The sequence below is a fragment of the Desulfovibrio sp. genome (genome assembly GCA_016208105.1).
GTDB lineage: Bacteria > Desulfobacterota > Desulfovibrionia > Desulfovibrionales > Desulfovibrionaceae > Fundidesulfovibrio.
This window is the reverse complement of record JACQYS010000022.1, coordinates 112,182-130,087: the sequence shown is the minus strand read 5'-3', so window position 1 is coordinate 130,087 and position 17,906 is coordinate 112,182. Positions and strand designations below refer to the sequence as shown.

At 62.0% G+C, this 17,906-nt stretch carries 16 protein-coding genes; 5 read left to right on the top strand and 11 right to left on the bottom strand.

What is annotated here, in order from left to right; genetic code table 11:
- Positions 1-83: 83 nt before the first annotated feature.
- From HY795_13180 to HY795_13155, 6 genes are all read right to left on the bottom strand, one after another.
- On the bottom strand, positions 84-716 hold the full coding sequence (locus HY795_13180) for a hypothetical protein (protein ID MBI4806182.1): 633 nt from the start codon (positions 714-716) through the stop codon (positions 84-86).
- A 60-nt stretch (positions 717-776) separates the two neighbouring features.
- Positions 777-1,460: a TVP38/TMEM64 family protein gene (locus HY795_13175; protein ID MBI4806181.1), complete on the bottom strand. Its 684-nt coding sequence runs from the start codon at positions 1,458-1,460 to the stop codon at positions 777-779.
- A gap of 196 nt (positions 1,461-1,656) precedes the next feature.
- Positions 1,657-2,469, bottom strand: a complete 813-nt coding sequence (gene amrB / locus HY795_13170) for an AmmeMemoRadiSam system protein B (GenBank protein ID MBI4806180.1) — start codon at positions 2,467-2,469, stop codon at positions 1,657-1,659.
- 77 nt (positions 2,470-2,546) lie between these two features.
- Positions 2,547-5,741, bottom strand: coding sequence for a tetratricopeptide repeat protein (locus tag HY795_13165; GenBank protein MBI4806179.1), 3,195 nt, complete (start codon positions 5,739-5,741; stop codon positions 2,547-2,549).
- A 52-nt stretch (positions 5,742-5,793) separates the two neighbouring features.
- Positions 5,794-6,810, bottom strand: coding sequence for a sigma-54-dependent Fis family transcriptional regulator (locus HY795_13160; protein ID MBI4806178.1), 1,017 nt, complete (start codon positions 6,808-6,810; stop codon positions 5,794-5,796).
- Between the two features lie 95 nt (positions 6,811-6,905).
- The gene (locus tag HY795_13155) at positions 6,906-7,298 is read right to left on the bottom strand and encodes a hypothetical protein (protein ID MBI4806177.1); all 393 of its coding nucleotides are present in this window, start codon (positions 7,296-7,298) and stop codon (positions 6,906-6,908) included.
- 253 nt (positions 7,299-7,551) lie between these two features.
- On the opposite strand from HY795_13155, the gene HY795_13150 reads away from it, so the two are divergent.
- Entirely contained in the window at positions 7,552-8,025 is a 474-nt protein-coding gene (locus HY795_13150; GenBank protein MBI4806176.1) for a hypothetical protein, read from the top strand.
- Here the strand turns inward: HY795_13150 and HY795_13145 are convergent.
- The 4 genes from HY795_13145 to HY795_13130 form a co-directional block, all read right to left on the bottom strand.
- Complete coding sequence (locus HY795_13145) at positions 8,022-8,795, bottom strand: GTP cyclohydrolase I FolE2 (GenBank protein MBI4806175.1); 774 nt, start codon at positions 8,793-8,795, stop codon at positions 8,022-8,024. The two genes, HY795_13150 and HY795_13145, sit on opposite strands and share 4 nt — an antisense overlap.
- A 104-nt stretch (positions 8,796-8,899) precedes the next feature.
- The gene (locus HY795_13140) at positions 8,900-9,676 is read right to left on the bottom strand and encodes a 4Fe-4S binding protein (GenBank protein ID MBI4806174.1); all 777 of its coding nucleotides are present in this window, start codon (positions 9,674-9,676) and stop codon (positions 8,900-8,902) included.
- Positions 9,677-9,680: 4 nt separating this feature from the next.
- Positions 9,681-10,100, bottom strand: coding sequence for a nickel-responsive transcriptional regulator NikR (gene nikR, locus HY795_13135; protein MBI4806173.1), 420 nt, complete (start codon positions 10,098-10,100; stop codon positions 9,681-9,683).
- A gap of 92 nt (positions 10,101-10,192) precedes the next feature.
- Positions 10,193-10,900: a 50S ribosomal protein L11 methyltransferase gene (locus HY795_13130; protein ID MBI4806172.1), complete on the bottom strand. Its 708-nt coding sequence runs from the start codon at positions 10,898-10,900 to the stop codon at positions 10,193-10,195.
- A gap of 149 nt (positions 10,901-11,049) precedes the next feature.
- Between HY795_13130 and gcvH the strand changes: the two genes are divergently transcribed.
- Genes gcvH through gcvPB form a run of 3 tightly spaced genes read left to right on the top strand, consistent with a single transcriptional unit; the run spans position 11,050 to position 14,214 of the window.
- Positions 11,050-11,427 carry a glycine cleavage system protein GcvH gene (gene gcvH / locus HY795_13125; protein ID MBI4806171.1) on the top strand — a complete coding sequence of 126 codons (378 nt, stop codon included), beginning with the start codon at positions 11,050-11,052 and terminating at the stop codon, positions 11,425-11,427.
- A 13-nt stretch (positions 11,428-11,440) separates the two neighbouring features.
- Positions 11,441-12,772, top strand: a complete 1,332-nt coding sequence (gene gcvPA, locus HY795_13120) for an aminomethyl-transferring glycine dehydrogenase subunit GcvPA (protein ID MBI4806170.1) — start codon at positions 11,441-11,443, stop codon at positions 12,770-12,772.
- Positions 12,769-14,214: an aminomethyl-transferring glycine dehydrogenase subunit GcvPB gene (gcvPB, locus tag HY795_13115; protein MBI4806169.1), complete on the top strand. Its 1,446-nt coding sequence runs from the start codon at positions 12,769-12,771 to the stop codon at positions 14,212-14,214. The genes gcvPA and gcvPB overlap by 4 nt, the downstream gene beginning before the upstream one ends.
- Positions 14,215-14,457: 243 nt before the next feature.
- On the opposite strand, the gene HY795_13110 is transcribed toward gcvPB, so the two are convergent.
- Positions 14,458-16,086, bottom strand: a complete 1,629-nt coding sequence (locus tag HY795_13110) for an NAD-dependent malic enzyme (GenBank protein ID MBI4806168.1) — start codon at positions 16,084-16,086, stop codon at positions 14,458-14,460.
- A gap of 395 nt (positions 16,087-16,481) precedes the next feature.
- On the opposite strand from HY795_13110, the gene HY795_13105 reads away from it, so the two are divergent.
- Entirely contained in the window at positions 16,482-17,837 is a 1,356-nt protein-coding gene (locus tag HY795_13105; GenBank protein MBI4806167.1) for an FAD-dependent oxidoreductase, read from the top strand.
- Positions 17,838-17,906: the final 69 nt, after the last annotated feature.

Sequence of the window (17,906 nt, the reverse complement as noted above, 5' to 3'; positions counted from 1 at the left end):
TTCAATAAGGAGCCCCCTCCGGTGATACCGCGAGGGGGCTCATATTCTGATACATCTCCAGTGGTGCTTCGACCTTTACATCCCTACTTGGTGCAGAACTTGATGGAGTCTTGAATGGAGCGCAGTTCGGCCTTGGCGGCCTCGAACTGATCCGGATGGGCCGTCGTGTTGAAATTGTAGTAATAATTCTGCCCGTCGTAGCCCTGCCAGATGATCCTCTGATGTGAGCCACCGCCACCGGTGGGGCTTTCCGTGATCTCCCAGCCTATCGCCCCGCATTTTTTCTTGTAGTCGCCGATATCCCGCCGTTTGGCATCGATGAGCCTTCCGGTCTTCACTTCACCCTGGGACTGTTTGAGCGAGGCCGCCACGGACGATCCGGCCGGGAAGTCCGCGTTCATTGCCGTAAAGTGAAGCTGGAAGCTCCATGTGGTGCCCGGCTTCATGAACACCGGGTTGTTGCCCGTGGGAGAGCCGCTTTCCAGCCGCCACCCGGCAGGCACGGTGTAGGTGAAGTTGCGTTCCGCATTGGTGAAGGTCTGGGCGGTGGCATAGCCCTTCCCCGCGGTTTTCTCGTCAGCCACGTTGTGGGCGTCGGACTTCTTGCCCTTGGTTGCGTCAAGCCCTTGCTGGATGATTCCGAACTGGGCCTGGGCGATGTTGGAAACAAGAATGAGCGCCACGAGGGCCACAAGACCTCTGAGGATGCACCGCATCGCTACCTCCCGGAAAATGGTTCTAGTTGGGAATCGCTTACCATCCCAGGATAAAAAAGGCTAGGCGGGCTTGCGTTTTTTGCGCCTGATCAAGGCGGGAACGACAGACACTGCTGCCAGAAGCGCCAGGATGAAGGCGAATTGGGGGCTGGCCATATCGGAGGCTGTTCTGATGCTTTCCAGGTGGCTGCCGGAAACCGCATAGATGGCGGAGCTCGGAATAACGCCCAGGAATGTGCCCAGCAGGAACTTCCGTTTGCGGATGCAGGAAAGTCCGGACAGCACGTTCACCAGAAAAAATGGGGTGACCATGAGGAGCCTGGCGGAAAGAACGTACCAGAACCCGTTGCGGGCTATATCCAGGTTGACCCTGGCCAGCTGGTGGCTGAAACGCGAATACAGCGGCCGATGGAAAAGATGCCTGGTGGCCATGAAGCCCAGCAGTCCGCCCAGCACCGATACGAAGACGTTCAGCGCCATCCCGGCCTGAACCCCGAAGAAAAACCCTGCCAGCACCTTGACCAGGGCGGCCACGGGAACAGGGCAATTGATTATAACGGCCCCAACAGCCAGGATTCCCAGCCAACACGTCGCGGGGTTGGCCAACACGAACCCCTTGTAATACCCGGCCCAGAACCTGACCAAGGAAAGGATCGCATCGGCGTGGGCTGTCCACGCGGCAAAGGCGGCCACCAGGGCGAACAGCACGAGGCTTAAGGCCAATCCCGTTTTTCGCGTTGTCATCCGTGCCGTGCGCATTTCTTGTTTTGCAAGGTGAGAAACCCGGCTGTATGCGCGTGAACGCCAGACAGCCAGACCATCTGCTCATCGATATCCGCTAACCCAGCCATGGTGACGTTTTGACGTCTGCACCGCTTAGCGGGCTGAGACGCCAAAACTCCATGCCCTTTCTTCAAGAGCTCCTTGCCGTAAGCCGGTGTCAGCTGACCAGCACGCCCGCGTAGCCGACCACCTTGGAATAATCCCCTGACGCGTCGCCTGACGTGGCGTACGCGGCCAGCTCGGCCTTTTTCGCTCCCATTTCCAGGGCGATAAGAAGCCCCAAGGTCATGGGCAGCACACCGCACATGCTGATGCCCGCCTCCCGCACCGTGGAATAGAGTCCCACCGGATCAAGCTCCAGCACGGGGCTCAAGGCCATGGAATCGAGCTCCTTGGCTCGCTCATGGGAGACGTAGTGGCTCATGTCCGAACTGACCACCATGGAGACCGGACCGGGCCAGGATGCGAGCACCTTGGAAATGTTTTTTGCCACCCCGGAAAGCTCCGACAGCTTGTGCTCAGCCACAGCCACAGGCACGCCCTTGAAGCCGCCGCCCTTGATGGCACACAGGAACGGCAGCATGACCTCCAGGGAATGCTCCTGGACATGGGCCGCCCTGTCGGCCGTGAGCCGGGAATCCGCGGCGATGAGGGCGTCCGCCAGGGCCTCATCAATGTCCATGGCGCCCATGGGCGTGAGCCACTGTCCCCTGTTCCAGACGGACAAAGGAGTCCCCATTCCTGTATGGTTGGGTCCAAGCAGCAGGATGGTGTCGGTGAGGTTGGCCTGACCCAGGGTGATGCCCGCCACCTCCCCGGAATAGACGTACCCGGCATGGGGGGCCATGGCCAAAATCGTCGGTTCGGTCCGGACAGCCGGGGCACGGGAAAGACAGCGACGGACTTCTTTTTCCAGGGCGGAAGCGGAACTGGGGTAGAACTGGCCGGCGACAACAGCTTGGCGGATCATGGGTGCACCCTCCTCAGACAACGGCTTTTACGCACATGACATGAAATAAACCGCCTCTTGAGGGGTGGCAAGGCGAATCACTTCGGGCTGGTCAGCTTCCCGGCCCGCTCTTCAATACCCTTGGTGGCAAGCTCGGTGGAAGCCAGTTTACCGTAGAGCGAGTCTCCAAGGCTGTCACGCATGTCCACCAGGATCTTGCGCCACAGGTCCATGTTGCCGAGCATGCGGTTGAGATTGGCCATGCGCAGACGGTTGGACGCCCATTCCGCGCTGTTCTCCGGGGCTTCGCCTTCGTACTCGTCGCACAGGGCCAGGGCCTCCCGGTAACGTCCGGCGGCCTGGTTGGCTTCGATCATGAGCAGCAGGGCGTCCCTGGCCTTGCCGTCGTCCTTGGCCGCCTCCTTGAAGAGGAGGCGGGAATCCATGGCCCACATGAGGGCCTTGTCGAAGTCCTTGCGGTCGTAGGCGGTGCGCGCCTGGTAGTAGACGGCGTAGGCCCGTTTGGCCGGATCGAGCTGGTTGTCCGCAGCCAGCTTGGCCCAGAGAAGACGCGAACGCGCATGCTCACCCGTATGCTCCAAGGCCATGGCCTGGGCGAATTCCAGGGCGCGGCGGGGGTTGTCCGCCAGCTTCCAGGAGGAAACCTTGCGCAAGGCGTTAATTATGGACTGCCAGTCCTGATTCTCGCGGTAGATGGTGAACATAAGGGCCAGGGCCTTCTGGGCGTCCGGGGTGGGCCCCATGTCCAGGTACGGCTCGGCCATGGCCAGGGCCTCCCTGGGCGCGCCCTGATAGTAGAGCGCCAGTGCCACGCCCAGGCGTTCGCGGTCGCTCAACACGTCGGCTCGCTTCACCAGATAGGGATAGGCCTGCCAGAGTTCCTGAATCCGTTTGTAATTCATCTCCTCAAGCAGGGTGCCTATCATCTTGCCGAAGGCATGGACCCCCACCTCGATGGCCTGGTTCTCCAGAACATCGCCGGGATAGGACTTGGTAAAACGCCCCACCAGGTCCAATGTTTCCGGATACTCCTCCTTGTACATCTTCCACATGGCCAGCTTAAGAAGCGCCAGAGGGGCCAGGATGCTCTTGGGGTATTCGTTGACTATTATCTCGTAGATCTTGTCGGGCTTTATGTCTTTCGGGTCGGCGAAGGCCTTGAACATCTCCTGAAGGGTCGGCGCGTCGTGGATGCCCTGCTCGGCAAGACGCATCATGGCCATCAGCGCCCCCTCCTTGCCGGGGTACATCCGGATGGCCATGTCGTAGAATTCGCGGGCCGGGTCCTTCTTGCCGAGCCTCATGCTCACGTCGCCAAGCCTGGCCAGCACCAGGTCGTTGGAGGAATCTCCGGGCACGAGGTTGTAGAACCAGAGGTAGTCGTCCTTGGCCTTGTCGAACTCGCCTAGCTTGTAGGCGATGTCCGCTGCCACGCGGCGCATGGTGGGGTTTTCAATGTAATAGCGGGGCCAGCGCTTGTCGACATATTCAATGATTTTACTGGCTTCAGCATACTGCTGCAGTTCGAACTGGGCTTTGGAAAGCCCAAGTGCCGCGTCGCGCGCGAACCGGCTCTCCGGGTGCTTCTGGAGCACTTCGCGAAACGACTGCGAGGCCCGCTCATAGTTGCCCTTGGGGTCGCCCTGCTTGGCCAGATCGAGATAATACTCGCCCCAATACACGTCGATGAGCGGTATTTCCTCGTCCATGGGGTATTTGGTGCGCATCAGGTTGAAGTACGCCCTGGCTTCGGGAAGATTGCCCTGGCGCAGATTGATGTAACCGAGCTTGATGAGCGCCCTGGGAAGCTTCATGGACGAGGTGTTGAAATTGAGCGCCTGCTGGAGAATGTCGCTCGTCTCCAAAAACAACTCGGGCATTTTGTCCTTGTTTAAATGAAACACAGCCTCCGCCTGGAGGTACAAAGCCTCTTCACGCAGATCCTTGCTCAGCTCGGGCTTGGCCAGAAGCGTCTTGGCCACGATAAGGGCCTTGTCGTAGTCGCCATGGGCAAGGGATTGCTGGCCGGAGACGATGTAGGTTTTATCCTCCAGCGTGTCTCCCTGCGTTTTTTCGGGCTGCTTCGCCTCTTCCACAGGAGGGAAGGGTTCCGGCTGCTCGGCCTGGGGAGGAGCTTGGGGCCCTGGCGCTGGCGTTTGTGCCGCCTGTTCCTGCGCGACCGGAGGCGGAGAGGTTTTCTCAGGCTGTGGCGCGGGCTGAGCAATCTGGCCGGAAACGGCGCCGGCGGGCGGCTTGGCAGCGCCAGGTTGCGGCGGAACGTTGGGGCTTTCCTGAAGGGCCTGCTGCATGGAGATCGCGCCGCGAACCTCACCGCGCGGAGGCTGCCCGGTCTGCGGCGGTTCAGCCGTGACCGGAGGGGACTGAGCGGCAGGAGCGGACGGCTGTTGCACCGCAACCGCTTGGGGCTGAGCATCTGTCTTAGGCGCAGGACTTTGGCCAGGTTGCGCAACAGGGGCGGATTGTGCCGCGGGTTGACCCGGCTGGGCCTGTGGCCCTGGCCGCGCTATGGTTCCGCTTACCCCCTGTCCGGATGATTGCGGTTTCGTCTGCGGGGCCGGTTTATCCGCCGGAGCCGTCTGTCCGGGTTGAGCTTGAGGCACTTGCGTGGAAGTCTGAGCGCCCGCCGGAGCGGCAGGCTGGCTCCCCTGCGCGGCGGGGCCGGTGCTGGCGGGCTGCGGGGACACCGACGGAGCGGGCTGGGAGCCGGGAAAATCGATTTTGCCGACCACGCCGCCGCCAGGCCGGGCCGTCTGATCAGGTTTCGCCTGGCCCGCGTCGCCGGATGGAGCCGTAGGCGGTTGTGCGGCCTGCTTGGCGCTGTCCGGCTGCGGCTGCTCAGGCGCCTTCGCATCGTCCGGGGTCTGCGGTTTCCAGCGCGAACCGGCAGGATCGTAGAAAAGCTGGAGCTGGTAAGATTTATCTCCTTTCGGCGAGGCGACAAAGCCGAAGGTGTCGCCCTCTGTTTCCACCACCAGCACGTTGTCGGCAACGCTCAGGTTGGAGACGTGGCGCCCCTTTACGCTTCCGCCGGAAACCCCTTTGAGCTTGGTGCCCGCAGGGAACAGCACTTCCACTCGCTTGGCCCCGGTGCGCAGAACCACGGGAGCGGGAGCGTTCTTGGGGAAAGTGATGGTCAAAAGGTCGGCTGAGGAATCCGTACTGAGGGAATAGCTCTGGGCCCTGACCTCGGTCAGGGAAGCGAGCAGAATGCACAGGCAGAGGAGCCAAGCTGTCTTGGCGGGTGGGCGCACCTTCACGGCGCCATGTGAAGCAAGAAACGTGCTAGGCCACACTGCGCTGGCCTTACGCTCCAAGCATGTTCTTCTTTTTGAGCTTTTCGATAAGCGTCGTGCGCTTGATTCCCAGTATCTCGGCGGCCTGATTCTTCACGCCGTCGGCCATGCCCAGGGCCTCCGTGAGCAAGCGCTCCTCGATCTCGTCCAAAAATTCCTTGAGCCCTATCCCGCGGTCTTTCAGATCGGACACTGCGGGCCACACAAAGCCAGGAGGTCTGGTGTACTGAACCTCCGGCTGAGGGCATGTCTGCCCGGCTCCCTCCCAGATCTTCTTGGGCAGGTCCTCAGGCTGTATCACGTCCGAATCGCACAGGATGGAGAGCCGCTCCATGAAGTTTTCCAGCTCGCGCACGTTGCCGGGCCAGCAATAGCGCAGGAAAAGATCCTTCGTTTCCTGGCGCATGCCGAGCACCTTGCGCCCTTTCAAGGCGCAGAAGCGCTGCATGAAGGCGTCCGCCAGGAGCAGGATGTCTTCCCCGCGTTCCCGAAGCGGGGGCAGGTGCAGGGGGATGACGTTCAAACGGTAGAAAAGGTCTTCCCGGAAGCGCCCTGCAGCCACCTCGGCCTCCAGATCGCGGTTGGTGGCTGCCACCACGCGCACGTCGGTCTTGATGGTTCGCGAACCGCCGACGCGTTCGAACTCCTTTTCCTGGAGCACCCGTAGTATCTTCACCTGAAGCGACAGGTCCATATCCCCGATTTCGTCCAGGAAGATGGTGCCACCGTCGGCCAGTTCGAAGCGTCCGGCGCGGTTCCGGATGGCATGGGTGAAGGCGCCCTTCTCGTGCCCGAACAGTTCGGATTCCAGAAGCTCCCTGGGGATGGCCCCGCAGTTCACCGGAACGAACGGCTTGGAATGGCGGCGGCTGTTGGCGTGCAAGGCCCTGACGAGTAGCTCCTTGCCCGTGCCGGACTCGCCGGTGACCAGAACAGTGGAGTCGGTGGGAGCCACCTTGGAGAGCACGGAGAAAACGCTGGTGAGGGCCGGGCTTTTACCGATGATGCCCGAGGTATCCAAACTCATTCGGCCTCCGCTTGATGCATCTGCATTTGAGGAAGCTGTCAATGAAATGACACGAAGTCAAGGGGTAGCGCGTAAAAAGAAAGCGTGCCGGGGTGTTAGGCGATGAGGCTCAGAAGCGTCCCTGTGTTCTGCTCGATGGTGCGGATCGGCTGCAGATTGGCCTGATACCCGTGTTCGTAGGAAATGAGGTTCACCATCTCCCGGGCTATGTCCACCTGCCCCCCGGTGTTCTGGTAATTCCAGGCCCGCTCGGTCACCCTGTCGTCGTTGGCGATCTCGGGGGGTATGGGGGCCATGTTCTGGCCGTACGTGTAGGTGTGCTCCGTGACGGCCTGGATATGGGAGACGTAGGACGGGCCGGAGTCGAAGACTGTCCGCACCGAGTCATACCCGTCCGTGGACACGTTGGCTATGTTGGCCGCCGTGTTGTTCAGGGCCTGGGCGTAGGCCCCAAGGGCCTGGAGGTTTACGTCGACGCGGTCGGTCATGGTTTCTGTTTCCTTATGAAACAGTGAGCATTTTCCTTTAACCTGTCAACCAGGCGTCCTGCTTAAGCTCCAGGCGGCTGATTCGCCGATCCGTTCGTATCCACATGGCGCCAACCTCCCAGAACGTTCCCTGTTGTTGCTTGGACCCTGGATTTCGGGCTACATACAAAAAATGCCGCTCTTAAGAGCCCTTTTCCTGGGCTTTGCGGCGTGCCTCCTCATTGGCTGTTCGCAGGAGCCGCCCAAATCCAGAATGTACGAGAACCCCAAGGCAGGGGTCCGCTTTTTCCCCTCGTCCGGCTGGACGGTGTCCGAGGTAACTGAGGACGGCTCCCTCTTCTCGGTGGAGGCCACCAAGGGACCGAACCTGCGCTTCCTGATAAGCGTGAGCCCCCCCCGCCAGGACATCCTGCTTACCCAGAACACCTTCGTGTCCTGCGAAAACATCAAGCAATACATCGAGCAATCCTTGAAAGGCGTCCAGCCCATCTGCCGCAGGGGCGGCGCCGGGCAGGTGTTCGGCTACGACACCCTCTACGCCAGGCTGCTCCAGTCAGGGGGCAAGGTCCGGGTGCAGTTCGTCAATCATCTCTTCATGCCCGTCCAGGGCAGGCTGGTGCAGGTGATGGCCTATTCCATAGGCGACGACGACAAGGCCGCCCAGGCGCTCTTCGACGAGAACCGCTCAGCCTTTTTCGCGATGATGGGGAGCGTGCGGTTGCGCTAGGACTTGTCCCGCTCGGTGCCGGCAAAGGCGCAGTGGTTGTGGATGGATTCGAAGCTCTCGGCCTCCACCGCGTACCAGGTGATGCGCGGGTGATCGTCCAGGGCCTGGGCCATGCCCCGCACCACGTCCTCCACGAAGCAGGGGTTGGCGAAGGCGGCCTCGGTGACGTGTTTCTCGTCCTCACGCTTCAAGAGCGCGTACACGGGCGACGACCCGGCCGACTCGGCCATACTGATAAGCTCCTCCAGCCACACGAAGCCCTTGAACCGGCACCGGACACGGATGACGGTGCGCTGGCTGTGCGCCCCCTGGTCGCTGATGGCCAACGAACACGGGCACACGGTCATCACCGGCACCTCGACACCCAGGGTCATGCGGAACCGGTCGCTGGAGAGATCGCCCTGGACCGTGCAGGCATAGTCCATGTTGGACAGGGCCTGGCTGGCCGGGGAGCGCTGGCGGATGAAATAGGGAAACCGCACCGTGACGTGGGCGTTCTGGGCCTCCAGGCGGTCGCGGACTCCAACCACCAGCTCGCGAAAGCCGTGATAGTCCAATTCGCCGTTCCAGCTCTCCAGGGCCTCCACGAAGCGCGACATGTGGGTGCCCTTGAACTTGGCCGGCAGATCCACAGCCAGGTCCACCTCGGCCACGGTATGCTGTTTCTCGTTGGCGCGGTCGCGCACGGTGAGCGGCAGCCTAAGGGACTTGATGCCCACGCGGTCTATGGCGATGGACACCTCGGCCGGGGAGGATTGGACGTCTTTCATGTTTTTCTTTTTACTCATAGCGCGTGATCAAAATGAAAAGGCAAGCCCCTGGGCGCAATACCCATTGGCCTTGGAATACTTTTCAGCGGGACGTTCCCCGATCTCTATATCTTTTTCCCGGCCCTGGCGAAACCCAATTGAAGAACGCCTTTGGGGCACACGTCGGCGCATTCGCCGCACAGGACGCATTCGGGGTGGCGCGTGTCGCCGGACGCGGCCATATCCGGAACCGGCAGGCTCATCAAGCAGTGTTTGCCACAAGTGCCGCAACGGTCGCACTCTTCGGCCCGGCTATCAAGGCGAAGCCTGGGCAGGCCGAGGGCGTCCCCGGTGCGCGTGCCCAGGATGAGAAACGGGGCCATCCAGCAGGCCGCGTGGCAGAAGCCGCGCCTGCCCACGGCCAGGGCCAGCCAGACGATGAGGGCCAGCACCGTGAAGTACGGAAAGTACATCATGGGCTGGGCCACGGAGATGCCGGAAGGCATCATGTAGAGCGGCTGGAAGCGCAGGCCATGCGGGCCTGTTATAGCGGCCAGGGCGTAGCAGGTCAGGATGGCGGTCATCCAGGGGACCCAGAGAATCCATTTGAACTTGCCCGCCGTGGGACTGGCTATTTTCTTGGGGTTAACAGCCATGAGCGGTTCCTGAAGCCCCGCCCCGGGGCAGACCCAGGCGCAGAAGCCGCGCCCGAAAAAAAGGCCGGAGAGAAAGAGCAGGCCGAAAACCACGGCGCTGGCCGTGACCACACCCTTTATTGCGCCCTGAAGGATGAGCACTGGGGAGAAATAGTTGAGAGTGATGGGAAAGAGAAGAAACGACGTGAAGATGATCGCCCTGCGCCAGCGCTGACGAGGGGCCAGGCCCAGGCGCAAGGGTTTCATGAGCTCAGACCAGCCCCTGCCCGGTGGTGGTAAGGGTCAGCTTGCCGTGCTTCACTCCCTTGGTGGCCACCAGCTTGTCCGACAAACGTTTGATGGCATCGCCGGCGCCCTTCAAGATGAGCACTTCCAGGCAGTTGTGATGGTCCAGGTGCACGTGCACGCTGGTCAGAATCACATCATGCTCGTCGTGCTGGATTTCCACCAGGCGCTGGGACAGGTCGGAAACGTGATGGTCGTAGACCAGGGTGAGCACCGCCGCGATCTCGGAGTCCCCAAGCTGCTGCTGGCGCTCCACCAGCACGCCCCGGATGAGGTCGCGGATGGCCTCGGAGCGGTTGGGGTAGCTTTTTTCCTCGCAGAGGTCGTCGAACTTGTCGAGCAGATCGGAATTGAGCGACACGCCGAAACGGATGGTCTTTCCCATGGAGCTTCCCCTTGCCTTGATGCTGGGACCTGCGCGTTGGCGTCCCGTTTATCCACTACGAAAGGTGCGAATCCGTGACGCCGCCTTGAAGATCAGTCCGGAAGCGTCATTTCCCACAGGTTGACCGTAACGTGGTACCCTTCCACGGGCACGGGCTCGGTGAAGAGCTTTCGCACCGAGAAACCATCCCCGGCAAGGCGTTCCCATACCGGCCGCGACACGCTGCGCTTGGGTTCGGCCAGCCAGATCCTGCCACCCGGGGCCAGATGCTTCTTAAACAATTTCGTGAGCGGATGATAGAAGCGGGTTTCGTACACGATGTCCCCGCCCCACATGAAATCGAAACAGCGAGGCTTGAAAGCCGGAGCGCACCAATCCATCTGGGTCCACAGGGGCTGGTCCACCCGGTTAAGCCCCGCGTTTTCGCGGGAAAAAAACACGGCGGGCCACTGATGATCCATGCCCACCACCTTGGCCCCGAGCCAGCTGCCCACGATGCCAGTGAGCCCGAGCCCGCAGCCCACGTCCAGGCAGTACCGCCCTGCCACGGTTTCCCGGTTGCGCTCCAGCCAGCGGCACAACAGGAGGCTGGCGGGCCACAGTTCCGCCCAGTAGGGCATGCGCTCGTCCTCGCCCAGTTCCTCGCGGCTCATGTTCTCCCAGATGGTCTCCAGGTCCTCGGTCCGGTTAAGGAGCCAGGTGCGTCCGTTCTCTTTAACGGCAAGCTGCTGGCGGGGACCCTGGGTATAGTCCGGGAGCGGGGTTTTCTCTAAAGCCTTGGCGGCCGCCTGAATGGGCATCAATCGTTTCCTCCGAAGGCGAACCTGATACCCGCAAGCCGGACCGCGCGCAAGAGCCGCAAGGCAAGGAAAGCCTTGCCCCGCAGTGCCCCTGAGGGTAAAGTCCGCCCGTTTCGCGAGACATTCCCGCTCAAGCCAAGGAGACATGCATGTTCCCGACCGAGCTCAAGTACACGCCATCCCATGAATGGGCCAAGATCGAAGGCGACACCGCCACCGTGGGCATCACCAGTTTCGCCCAGGAGCAGCTGGGCGACATCACCTTCGTGGACCTCCCCGCCGTGGGAGCCCAGGTGACCCAGGGCAGCGAATTCGGCTCCATAGAATCCGTTAAAGCTGCCAGCGAGCTGTATTCCCCGGTCACCGGAGAGGTTATCGAGGTCAACTCCGCCCTGGAAGCAAGCCCCGAACTTGTGAACCAGGAGCCCTTCGAGGGCGGCTGGATGATCAAGGTGAAGCTCTCCGCCGACCCCAAGGGGCTGCTGGACGCTTCCGCCTACGAACAAACCGCCGTTTCCTGCCACTAGGCGAGGTATACGAATGCCCTACGTTCCCCACACCACGGCGGACACGCGGGAGATGCTCACGGCCGTTGGCGTTTCTTCCATGGAAGAGCTTTTCGCCGAAATCCCACTGTCTTTGCGTCCGAAAAGCTTCGACCTGCCGCCCGGCATGTCCGAGATGGCCACCCGCGCCAAAATCGAGGATCTCTCCTCGCGCAATAACACCAACCTAGTGAGCTTCCTCGGCGCCGGCTTCTACGACCACTACGTGCCCTCGGCCGTGGATGCGCTCATTAGCCGCGGCGAGTTCTACACGGCCTACACGCCCTACCAGCCCGAAGCCAGCCAGGGGACGCTCCAGGCCATCTTCGAATATCAGACAGCCGTGACCCGCCTCCTGGACATGGACTGCTCCAACGCATCGGTCTACGACGGCGGAACAGCCCTGTACGAGGCCATGATGATGGCCGTGCGCCAGACCAAGCGCGTGCGTGTGGTCATCTCCGAGACGGTCAGCCCCATCTACCGCATCCTGCTGGGCACCTACACCAGGAACCTGAAGCTCGATCTGGTCACCGTGCCCCACAAGGACGGCGGGACGGACTTCGCGGCCATGGAAAAGGCCGTGGACGCTTCCACCGCCTGCGTGGTGGTGCAAAGCCCCAACTTCTTCGGGTGCGTGGAGGATTTCTCCGCCCTGTTCGCTTCGGCCAAGGCCAAGGGCGCGCTGGCCATCGTCAGCGCCTACCCGGTGCTGGCCAGCGTGCTGAAGACTCCCGGCCAGATGGGCGCGGACATCGCCGTGGCCGAGGGCCAGAGCCTGGGCCTGCCGCTTTCCTTCGGCGGGCCGTATCTTGGCATCATGACCTGCACCAAGGCGCTCGTCCGCCAGATGCCCGGCCGCATCGTGGGCCGCACCACGGACAGCGAGGGGCGCACCGGCTACGTCTTGACCCTCCAGGCCCGCGAGCAGCACATCAGGCGCCAGAAGGCCACCTCCAACATCTGCTCCAACCAGGCCCTGTGCGCCCTGCGCTGCCTCATCCACCTCTGCCTCCTGGGCGAGGAGGGGCTCAAGCGCACCGCCCGGATTTCCATGGAGAACGCCCGCTACGCCGCGGGCAAGCTCTCCCAGATCAAAGGGGTCTCGCTTCTAAACAACGGCCCCGCCGGCAACGAGTTCGCCATCACCCTGCCCAGGCCCGCCCAAGACGTTTGCCTGGCCATGATCGGCCGGGGCTACGTGCCCGGCTTCCCGCTGGGGCGCTACTATAAGGGCCTGGACAACGCCCTTCTGGTCTGCTGCACCGAAAAGCATTCCCGCCGCGACATCGACATCCTGGCCGCCTGGCTGGAGGATGAAATATGAGCACCGTGTTCAAGAAATCGACCCAGGGTCGCGAAGGGGTCTGGCCCCGCTTGCCCGAGCACGAGCTTGGCGAGATTCTTCCCGCCAATCTCACCCGCGAGACCCCGGCATCGCTGCCTTCGCTGTCCGAACTGGACGTGGTGCGCCACTTCAGCCTGCTCTCGCGCAAGAACTTCGGGGTGGATTCCAACTTCTACCCGCTTGGCTCCTGCACCATGAAGTACAACCCCAAGTTCTGCGAGGACATCGCCGGACTGCCCGGGTTTTCCCGCCTGCACCCCCTGCTTCCCCAGCTGCCGCGCGGCGACGAGCTGACCCAGGGCGCGCTTGAGGTGATGTACGAGACCGAGCGCTGGCTGTGCGAGATAACCGGCATGGCCGAGTACACCCTGCACCCCATGGCCGGGGCGCACGGCGAGCTCACGGGCGTGCTCACCATGGCCGCCTACCACGCGGACAAGGGCAACAAGAAGACCAAGATCATCTGCCCGGACTCGGCCCACGGCACCAACCCGGCCTCGGCGGCCATCGCCGGGTACGAGGTGGTCTCCATTGCCTCCAAGGACGGCATCGTGGACCCGGCCGCCCTGGCCGAGGTGCTCGACGACGAAGTGGCGGGCATGATGATGACCTGCCCCAACACCCTTGGCCTGTTCGAGAAGAACCTGCCCAAGATCGTGGAGATGCTTCGGGGCGTGGACGCCCTGCTCTACTACGACGGCGCGAACTTAAATGCCGTCATGGGCAAGATGCGCGTGGGCGACGCCGGGTTCGACGTGGTGCACGTAAACCTGCACAAGACCTTCGCCACCCCGCACGGGGGCGGCGGCCCGGGCTCCGGCCCGGTGGGCGTGTGCGAGAAGCTCGTGCCCTACCTGCCCATATCGCGCGTGGTGAAGGACCCCTCCGGGCGCTTCCACCTGCGCTACGACTACCCGAAATCCATCGGCTACGTGGCCCCCTTCTACGGCAACTTCGGCGTAGTGCTCAAAGCCTACGCCTACATGCTGCGCCTGGGCCGCGAGGGCCTTATCCGGGTGAGCGAGAACGCCGTGCTGGCCGCCAACTACCTGCGCAAGAAGCTCGACGACGTGCTGGAGGTGCCCTTCGACCGCATCTGCATGCACGAATTCGTGGCCTCGGCCGAGAAGCAGTCCGAAAAAGGCGTGCGCGCCCTGGACATCGCCAAGGCGCTTCTGGACAAGGGCTACCATGCGCCCACCATCTACTTCCCGCTCATCGTCAAGGAATGCCTGATGTTCGAGCCCACGGAAACCGAGTCCAAGGACACCCTGGACCAGTTCGTGGCCGACCTGCGCGACATCCTGGCCCAGGCCGAGACTGATCCGGCCGCGTTGCAGGCCGCTCCGGTCACCCTGCCCGTGACCAGGCTTGACGAAACCGCCGCCGCGCGCAACATGCACATCACAGACGACATGTAAGGGACTGCCAGCCCCTCGTGAAGCCGCCGCCCGGGCAGATGCACGGGCGGCGGCTTTTTTGTTAGAAAGAAGAAAGATGCCTCCGGCGGCCAGGGGGATGATCCCCCTGGACCCTCAGCTGCTTGGCGGTTTTCACCGGCAGCCGGTGAAAACCGCCAAGCGATAGGGGATTCCAAAGGGACACTGACCCTTTGGCGGGTGCAGGGCAGCGCCCTGCCGGGTACGGGCAGAGCCCGGCTTCTCTTACTTGTACTCAGGCTTGTAGACGTACGAACGGATAAACGCCTCCATATCCTTGGGGCGCTCCACGCCAGCCAGCCCCGAATCGAACACCAATGCCGCCACCCGCACCGCCGTCTTGATCTCCGTTTCCAGAATGTTCGATTGCAAGGGGTAGAGAAGCCCCTGGGCCAGCTGCTCGGCCGATACCTGGTCGGCCACGCCGCGCGCCGCCTCTATGAACATCTGGTCTGTTACCCGCTTGGCCCGTGTGGCGTATATGGCCATGCCCACGGCCGGGAAGATGTAGAAGTTATTGGCCTGGCCTGGCAGGAAGGTCTTGCCTCCAACGGACACTGGCGCGAACGGCACGCCCGCGGCGTACAGGGCCTTGCCTCCGCTCCAGACATAAGCCTGCTCGGCGCTGCATTCCGCCTTTTCCGTGGGGTTGGACAGGGCCAGGATAACGGGCCGCTCGTTGACCCGGCACATGGCTTCCACCACGCTCCTGTTGAAGGCTCCACCCATGGTGCTTACGCCGATGATGGTGGTGGGTTTGAATTCCTCCACCGCCTTGGCGAATTCGCCCGGCTTCATGGGAGCATGCGGGTGGGCGTAGGGGCGTTGGAAATCTTCCAGGTCCGTACGGGAGGACTCGAGCAGACCGTTCACGTCGAACATATGCACGCGCGACCTGGCCTCTTCAAGGGTAAGCCCCTCCTCTACCAGAGCCGAGCACAGGAGATTGCTCAAGCCGATGCCCGCCGAACCAGCTCCCAGAAACAGATAGGACTCATCCTTCAGATTTGTTCCCTTGACCTTGCAGGCGTTGATCATGCCCGTCAGGGTGATGCCCGCCGTGCCCTGGACGTCGTCGTTGTAGCAGCAGCATGTGTTGCGGTAGCGCTCCAAAAGGCGAACCGCGTCCACACCGGTCCAGTCCTCGAAGTGGATGCAGCAGTCCGGGAACACCTCCTGCACCGCGGCCACGAACTCGTCCACGAAAGAGTAGAGATCATCGGTCTTGGGGCGAGGCCTGCGCAAGCCCAAGTAGAGGGGATCGTTCAGCAGGGACTGGTTGTTGGTCCCGGCGTCCAGGCACATGGGCAGGAGCCCCTGGGGCGGCACCCCGGCGGCAGCGGTGTAGAGCTGCAGCTTGCCGATGGGAATACCCATTCCGTTGGCGCCCAAGTCGCCCAGGCCCAAAATCCGCCCGCCGTCGGTCACGCAGATGACCCGCACATCCTTGACCGGCCAGTTTTTGAGTACCTCCCTGACCTTGCCCCTGCGGTCGATGGACAGGTAAAGGCCGCGCGGTTGGCGATATATATGGCCGAACTTCAAACAGGCCTCGCCGATGGTGGGGTCGTACACGATTGGCAGAAAGCGGGCCGGATCGGACATGATCGTCTTGTAGAAAAGCGTCTCGTTGTGATCGAGGAGATTGACCAGATAGATGTATCTGTCCAGGTCGGTGGCCTTGTGCCCGAGCTGCATGAGCACCCGGGTGAGCTGGCCGTCGATGGTTTCGACCACATCTGGCACTAGGCCGACGAGTCCGAGCGACTCTTTTTCCTCTTCGGTGAATGCAGTGGCTTTGTTCACTGCGGGATCGTAAAAAATGTCCCTTCCGCGCTTTGTTGTGTCCGACATGTACCGCCTCCCATCTTACAGCGTTTTCCTTCAGCCGTTTTAAAGACGCCCAGGCCGGATGAACCCTCTAAAGACCAACTTCAGGTGAGAAGCGCGAATCCACGCGGCGGACGGCACGGGCAAGGGGAATTAGATTATTGAATTACCCCTGCTGAGGCTTCGTCGCAAGAAAAGATTGCTTTTCACACGCCAAGGCGATGCGAACTCGACAGCATTACGACATTGGAGAGTGTGAGTGCACCCATGGCCACCTCCAGCCATTTCAAAAGCTTTGGAGGGCGAAGCCCCAAACCTCTTTCCCATGATTTTCTCTTGCCATCGTACCCGGCTCCAATTTATTAATTTGATCTTGGCAGTCTGCGTACACTCCCTCCAACATCCACCAAGCGAACATCATGGCATCTGACCTTCTCATCATCGGCGGCGGCCCGGCCGGCTACGACGCGGCCATGGCAGCAGCCAAGCGCGGCATCCAGACGACCCTCATCGAAAAGGAGCACCTGGGCGGCTCCTGCCTGAACTGGGGCTGCATCCCCACCAAGTTTTTGCTGGCTGCCGTTGCCTCCAAAGCGGAGCTGGAAGGCCAGGAAAAGATGAAGACCGGCTCGGGCCAGATCTTCGTTGATATGCCTGCCCTGGTGGACCGCAAGAAGCGCCACCTGGAAGCCACGCGCAAGGCCATGGCCGCCGAGCTTCAGAAGGCGAGCGTCACATTCATACACGGCGAACTCAAGATGGTCGGGGCAGTGAAATCCGTCATCGAGGTGGATGGCGAACCCCAGACCGTGCAATACAAGAAGTGCATCCTGGCCACGGGAAGCCGCCCGGCGTTTCATCCGGGGCTCAAGGCCGACCATGATGCAATACTGAACTCCGGCGACATGCTCGGCCTGCGGGAAATCCCCAAACACCTGCTGGTGGTGGGCGCGGGTTTCATAGGCCTGGAGCTGGCCCAGTTCTTTTCACGGGCAGGTTCCAAGATCACCCTTGTGGAGGTAGCCCCGCGTATCGCCCCCTCCGAGGACGAGGAGGTCAGCAAGACCCTGGCCCAGAGCTTCAAGCGCATGGGGTGGGACATCCACACCGGGGTGGCCATTTCCGGGCTGGAAACCGTGGACGGCATGGCCAAGCTTGTCCTGGGCGATGGCCGCGAGTTCACAGCGGACAAGTGCCTGCTGGCTGTTGGCAGGCTCCCCAACTCCCGCAACCTCATGCTCGAGATGCTCGGGGCCGAGATCAAGGGCGCGGGCTGGATCCATACTGACGAAAACCTCATGGCCACCCCCACCATCTACGCGGTGGGCGACGTGAACGGCAGAACGCTTTTGGCACACGCCGCCGCGAGCCAGGGCGAATGGGTGGTCAGTCATTTCGCTGGGGAAACTACCAAGGGGTACGATCCGGGCCCGATTCCCGGCTGCATGTACGGCGCGCCGGAAACCATGCGGGTGGGCATCATGGAAGCCGAGGCCAGAAAAAGAGGCATGGAAATAACCGTGAGCCGGGCCCAGTTGGTGGCCAACCCCATTGCCCAGGCGCACGGTGCCACCGGCGGACTGGTGAAGTGCGTGTGGAGCGAAGGAAAGCTTATCGGCGTAACCGCTGTGGGGCACGGCGTTTCCAGCCTGGCCACGCTGTCCACGGTGATGGTGGGCCAGGGTTGGACCAGAAAACAGTGCGCGGAGCTTATCTTCCCGCACCCGACCCTGGACGAGGCCTTGCGTTCCGCCCTTCTGGCCCCGGCGCAGTAGCCAAACATCAAGGGCGAGGTCCGGCTGGACCCCGCCCTTCTTTATTTCTTAGCTCAACAGAGTGGGGAC

Coding starts and splice junctions, on each gene's coding strand:
- HY795_13180 (MBI4806182.1), bottom strand. CDS start 716: ATGCGGTGCATCCTCAGAGGTCTTGTGGCCCTCGTGGCGCTCATTCTT.
- HY795_13175 (MBI4806181.1), bottom strand. CDS start 1,460: ATGACAACGCGAAAAACGGGATTGGCCTTAAGCCTCGTGCTGTTCGCC.
- amrB (MBI4806180.1), bottom strand. CDS start 2,469: ATGATCCGCCAAGCTGTTGTCGCCGGCCAGTTCTACCCCAGTTCCGCT.
- HY795_13160 (MBI4806178.1), bottom strand. CDS start 6,810: ATGAGTTTGGATACCTCGGGCATCATCGGTAAAAGCCCGGCCCTCACC.
- HY795_13155 (MBI4806177.1), bottom strand. CDS start 7,298: ATGACCGACCGCGTCGACGTAAACCTCCAGGCCCTTGGGGCCTACGCC.
- HY795_13150 (MBI4806176.1), top strand. CDS start 7,552: ATGTACGAGAACCCCAAGGCAGGGGTCCGCTTTTTCCCCTCGTCCGGC.
- HY795_13145 (MBI4806175.1), bottom strand. CDS start 8,795: ATGAAAGACGTCCAATCCTCCCCGGCCGAGGTGTCCATCGCCATAGAC.
- HY795_13140 (MBI4806174.1), bottom strand. CDS start 9,676: ATGAAACCCTTGCGCCTGGGCCTGGCCCCTCGTCAGCGCTGGCGCAGG.
- nikR (MBI4806173.1), bottom strand. CDS start 10,100: ATGGGAAAGACCATCCGTTTCGGCGTGTCGCTCAATTCCGATCTGCTC.
- HY795_13130 (MBI4806172.1), bottom strand. CDS start 10,900: ATGCCCATTCAGGCGGCCGCCAAGGCTTTAGAGAAAACCCCGCTCCCG.
- gcvH (MBI4806171.1), top strand. CDS start 11,050: ATGTTCCCGACCGAGCTCAAGTACACGCCATCCCATGAATGGGCCAAG.
- gcvPA (MBI4806170.1), top strand. CDS start 11,441: ATGCCCTACGTTCCCCACACCACGGCGGACACGCGGGAGATGCTCACG.
- gcvPB (MBI4806169.1), top strand. CDS start 12,769: ATGAGCACCGTGTTCAAGAAATCGACCCAGGGTCGCGAAGGGGTCTGG.
- HY795_13110 (MBI4806168.1), bottom strand. CDS start 16,086: ATGTCGGACACAACAAAGCGCGGAAGGGACATTTTTTACGATCCCGCA.
- HY795_13105 (MBI4806167.1), top strand. CDS start 16,482: ATGGCATCTGACCTTCTCATCATCGGCGGCGGCCCGGCCGGCTACGAC.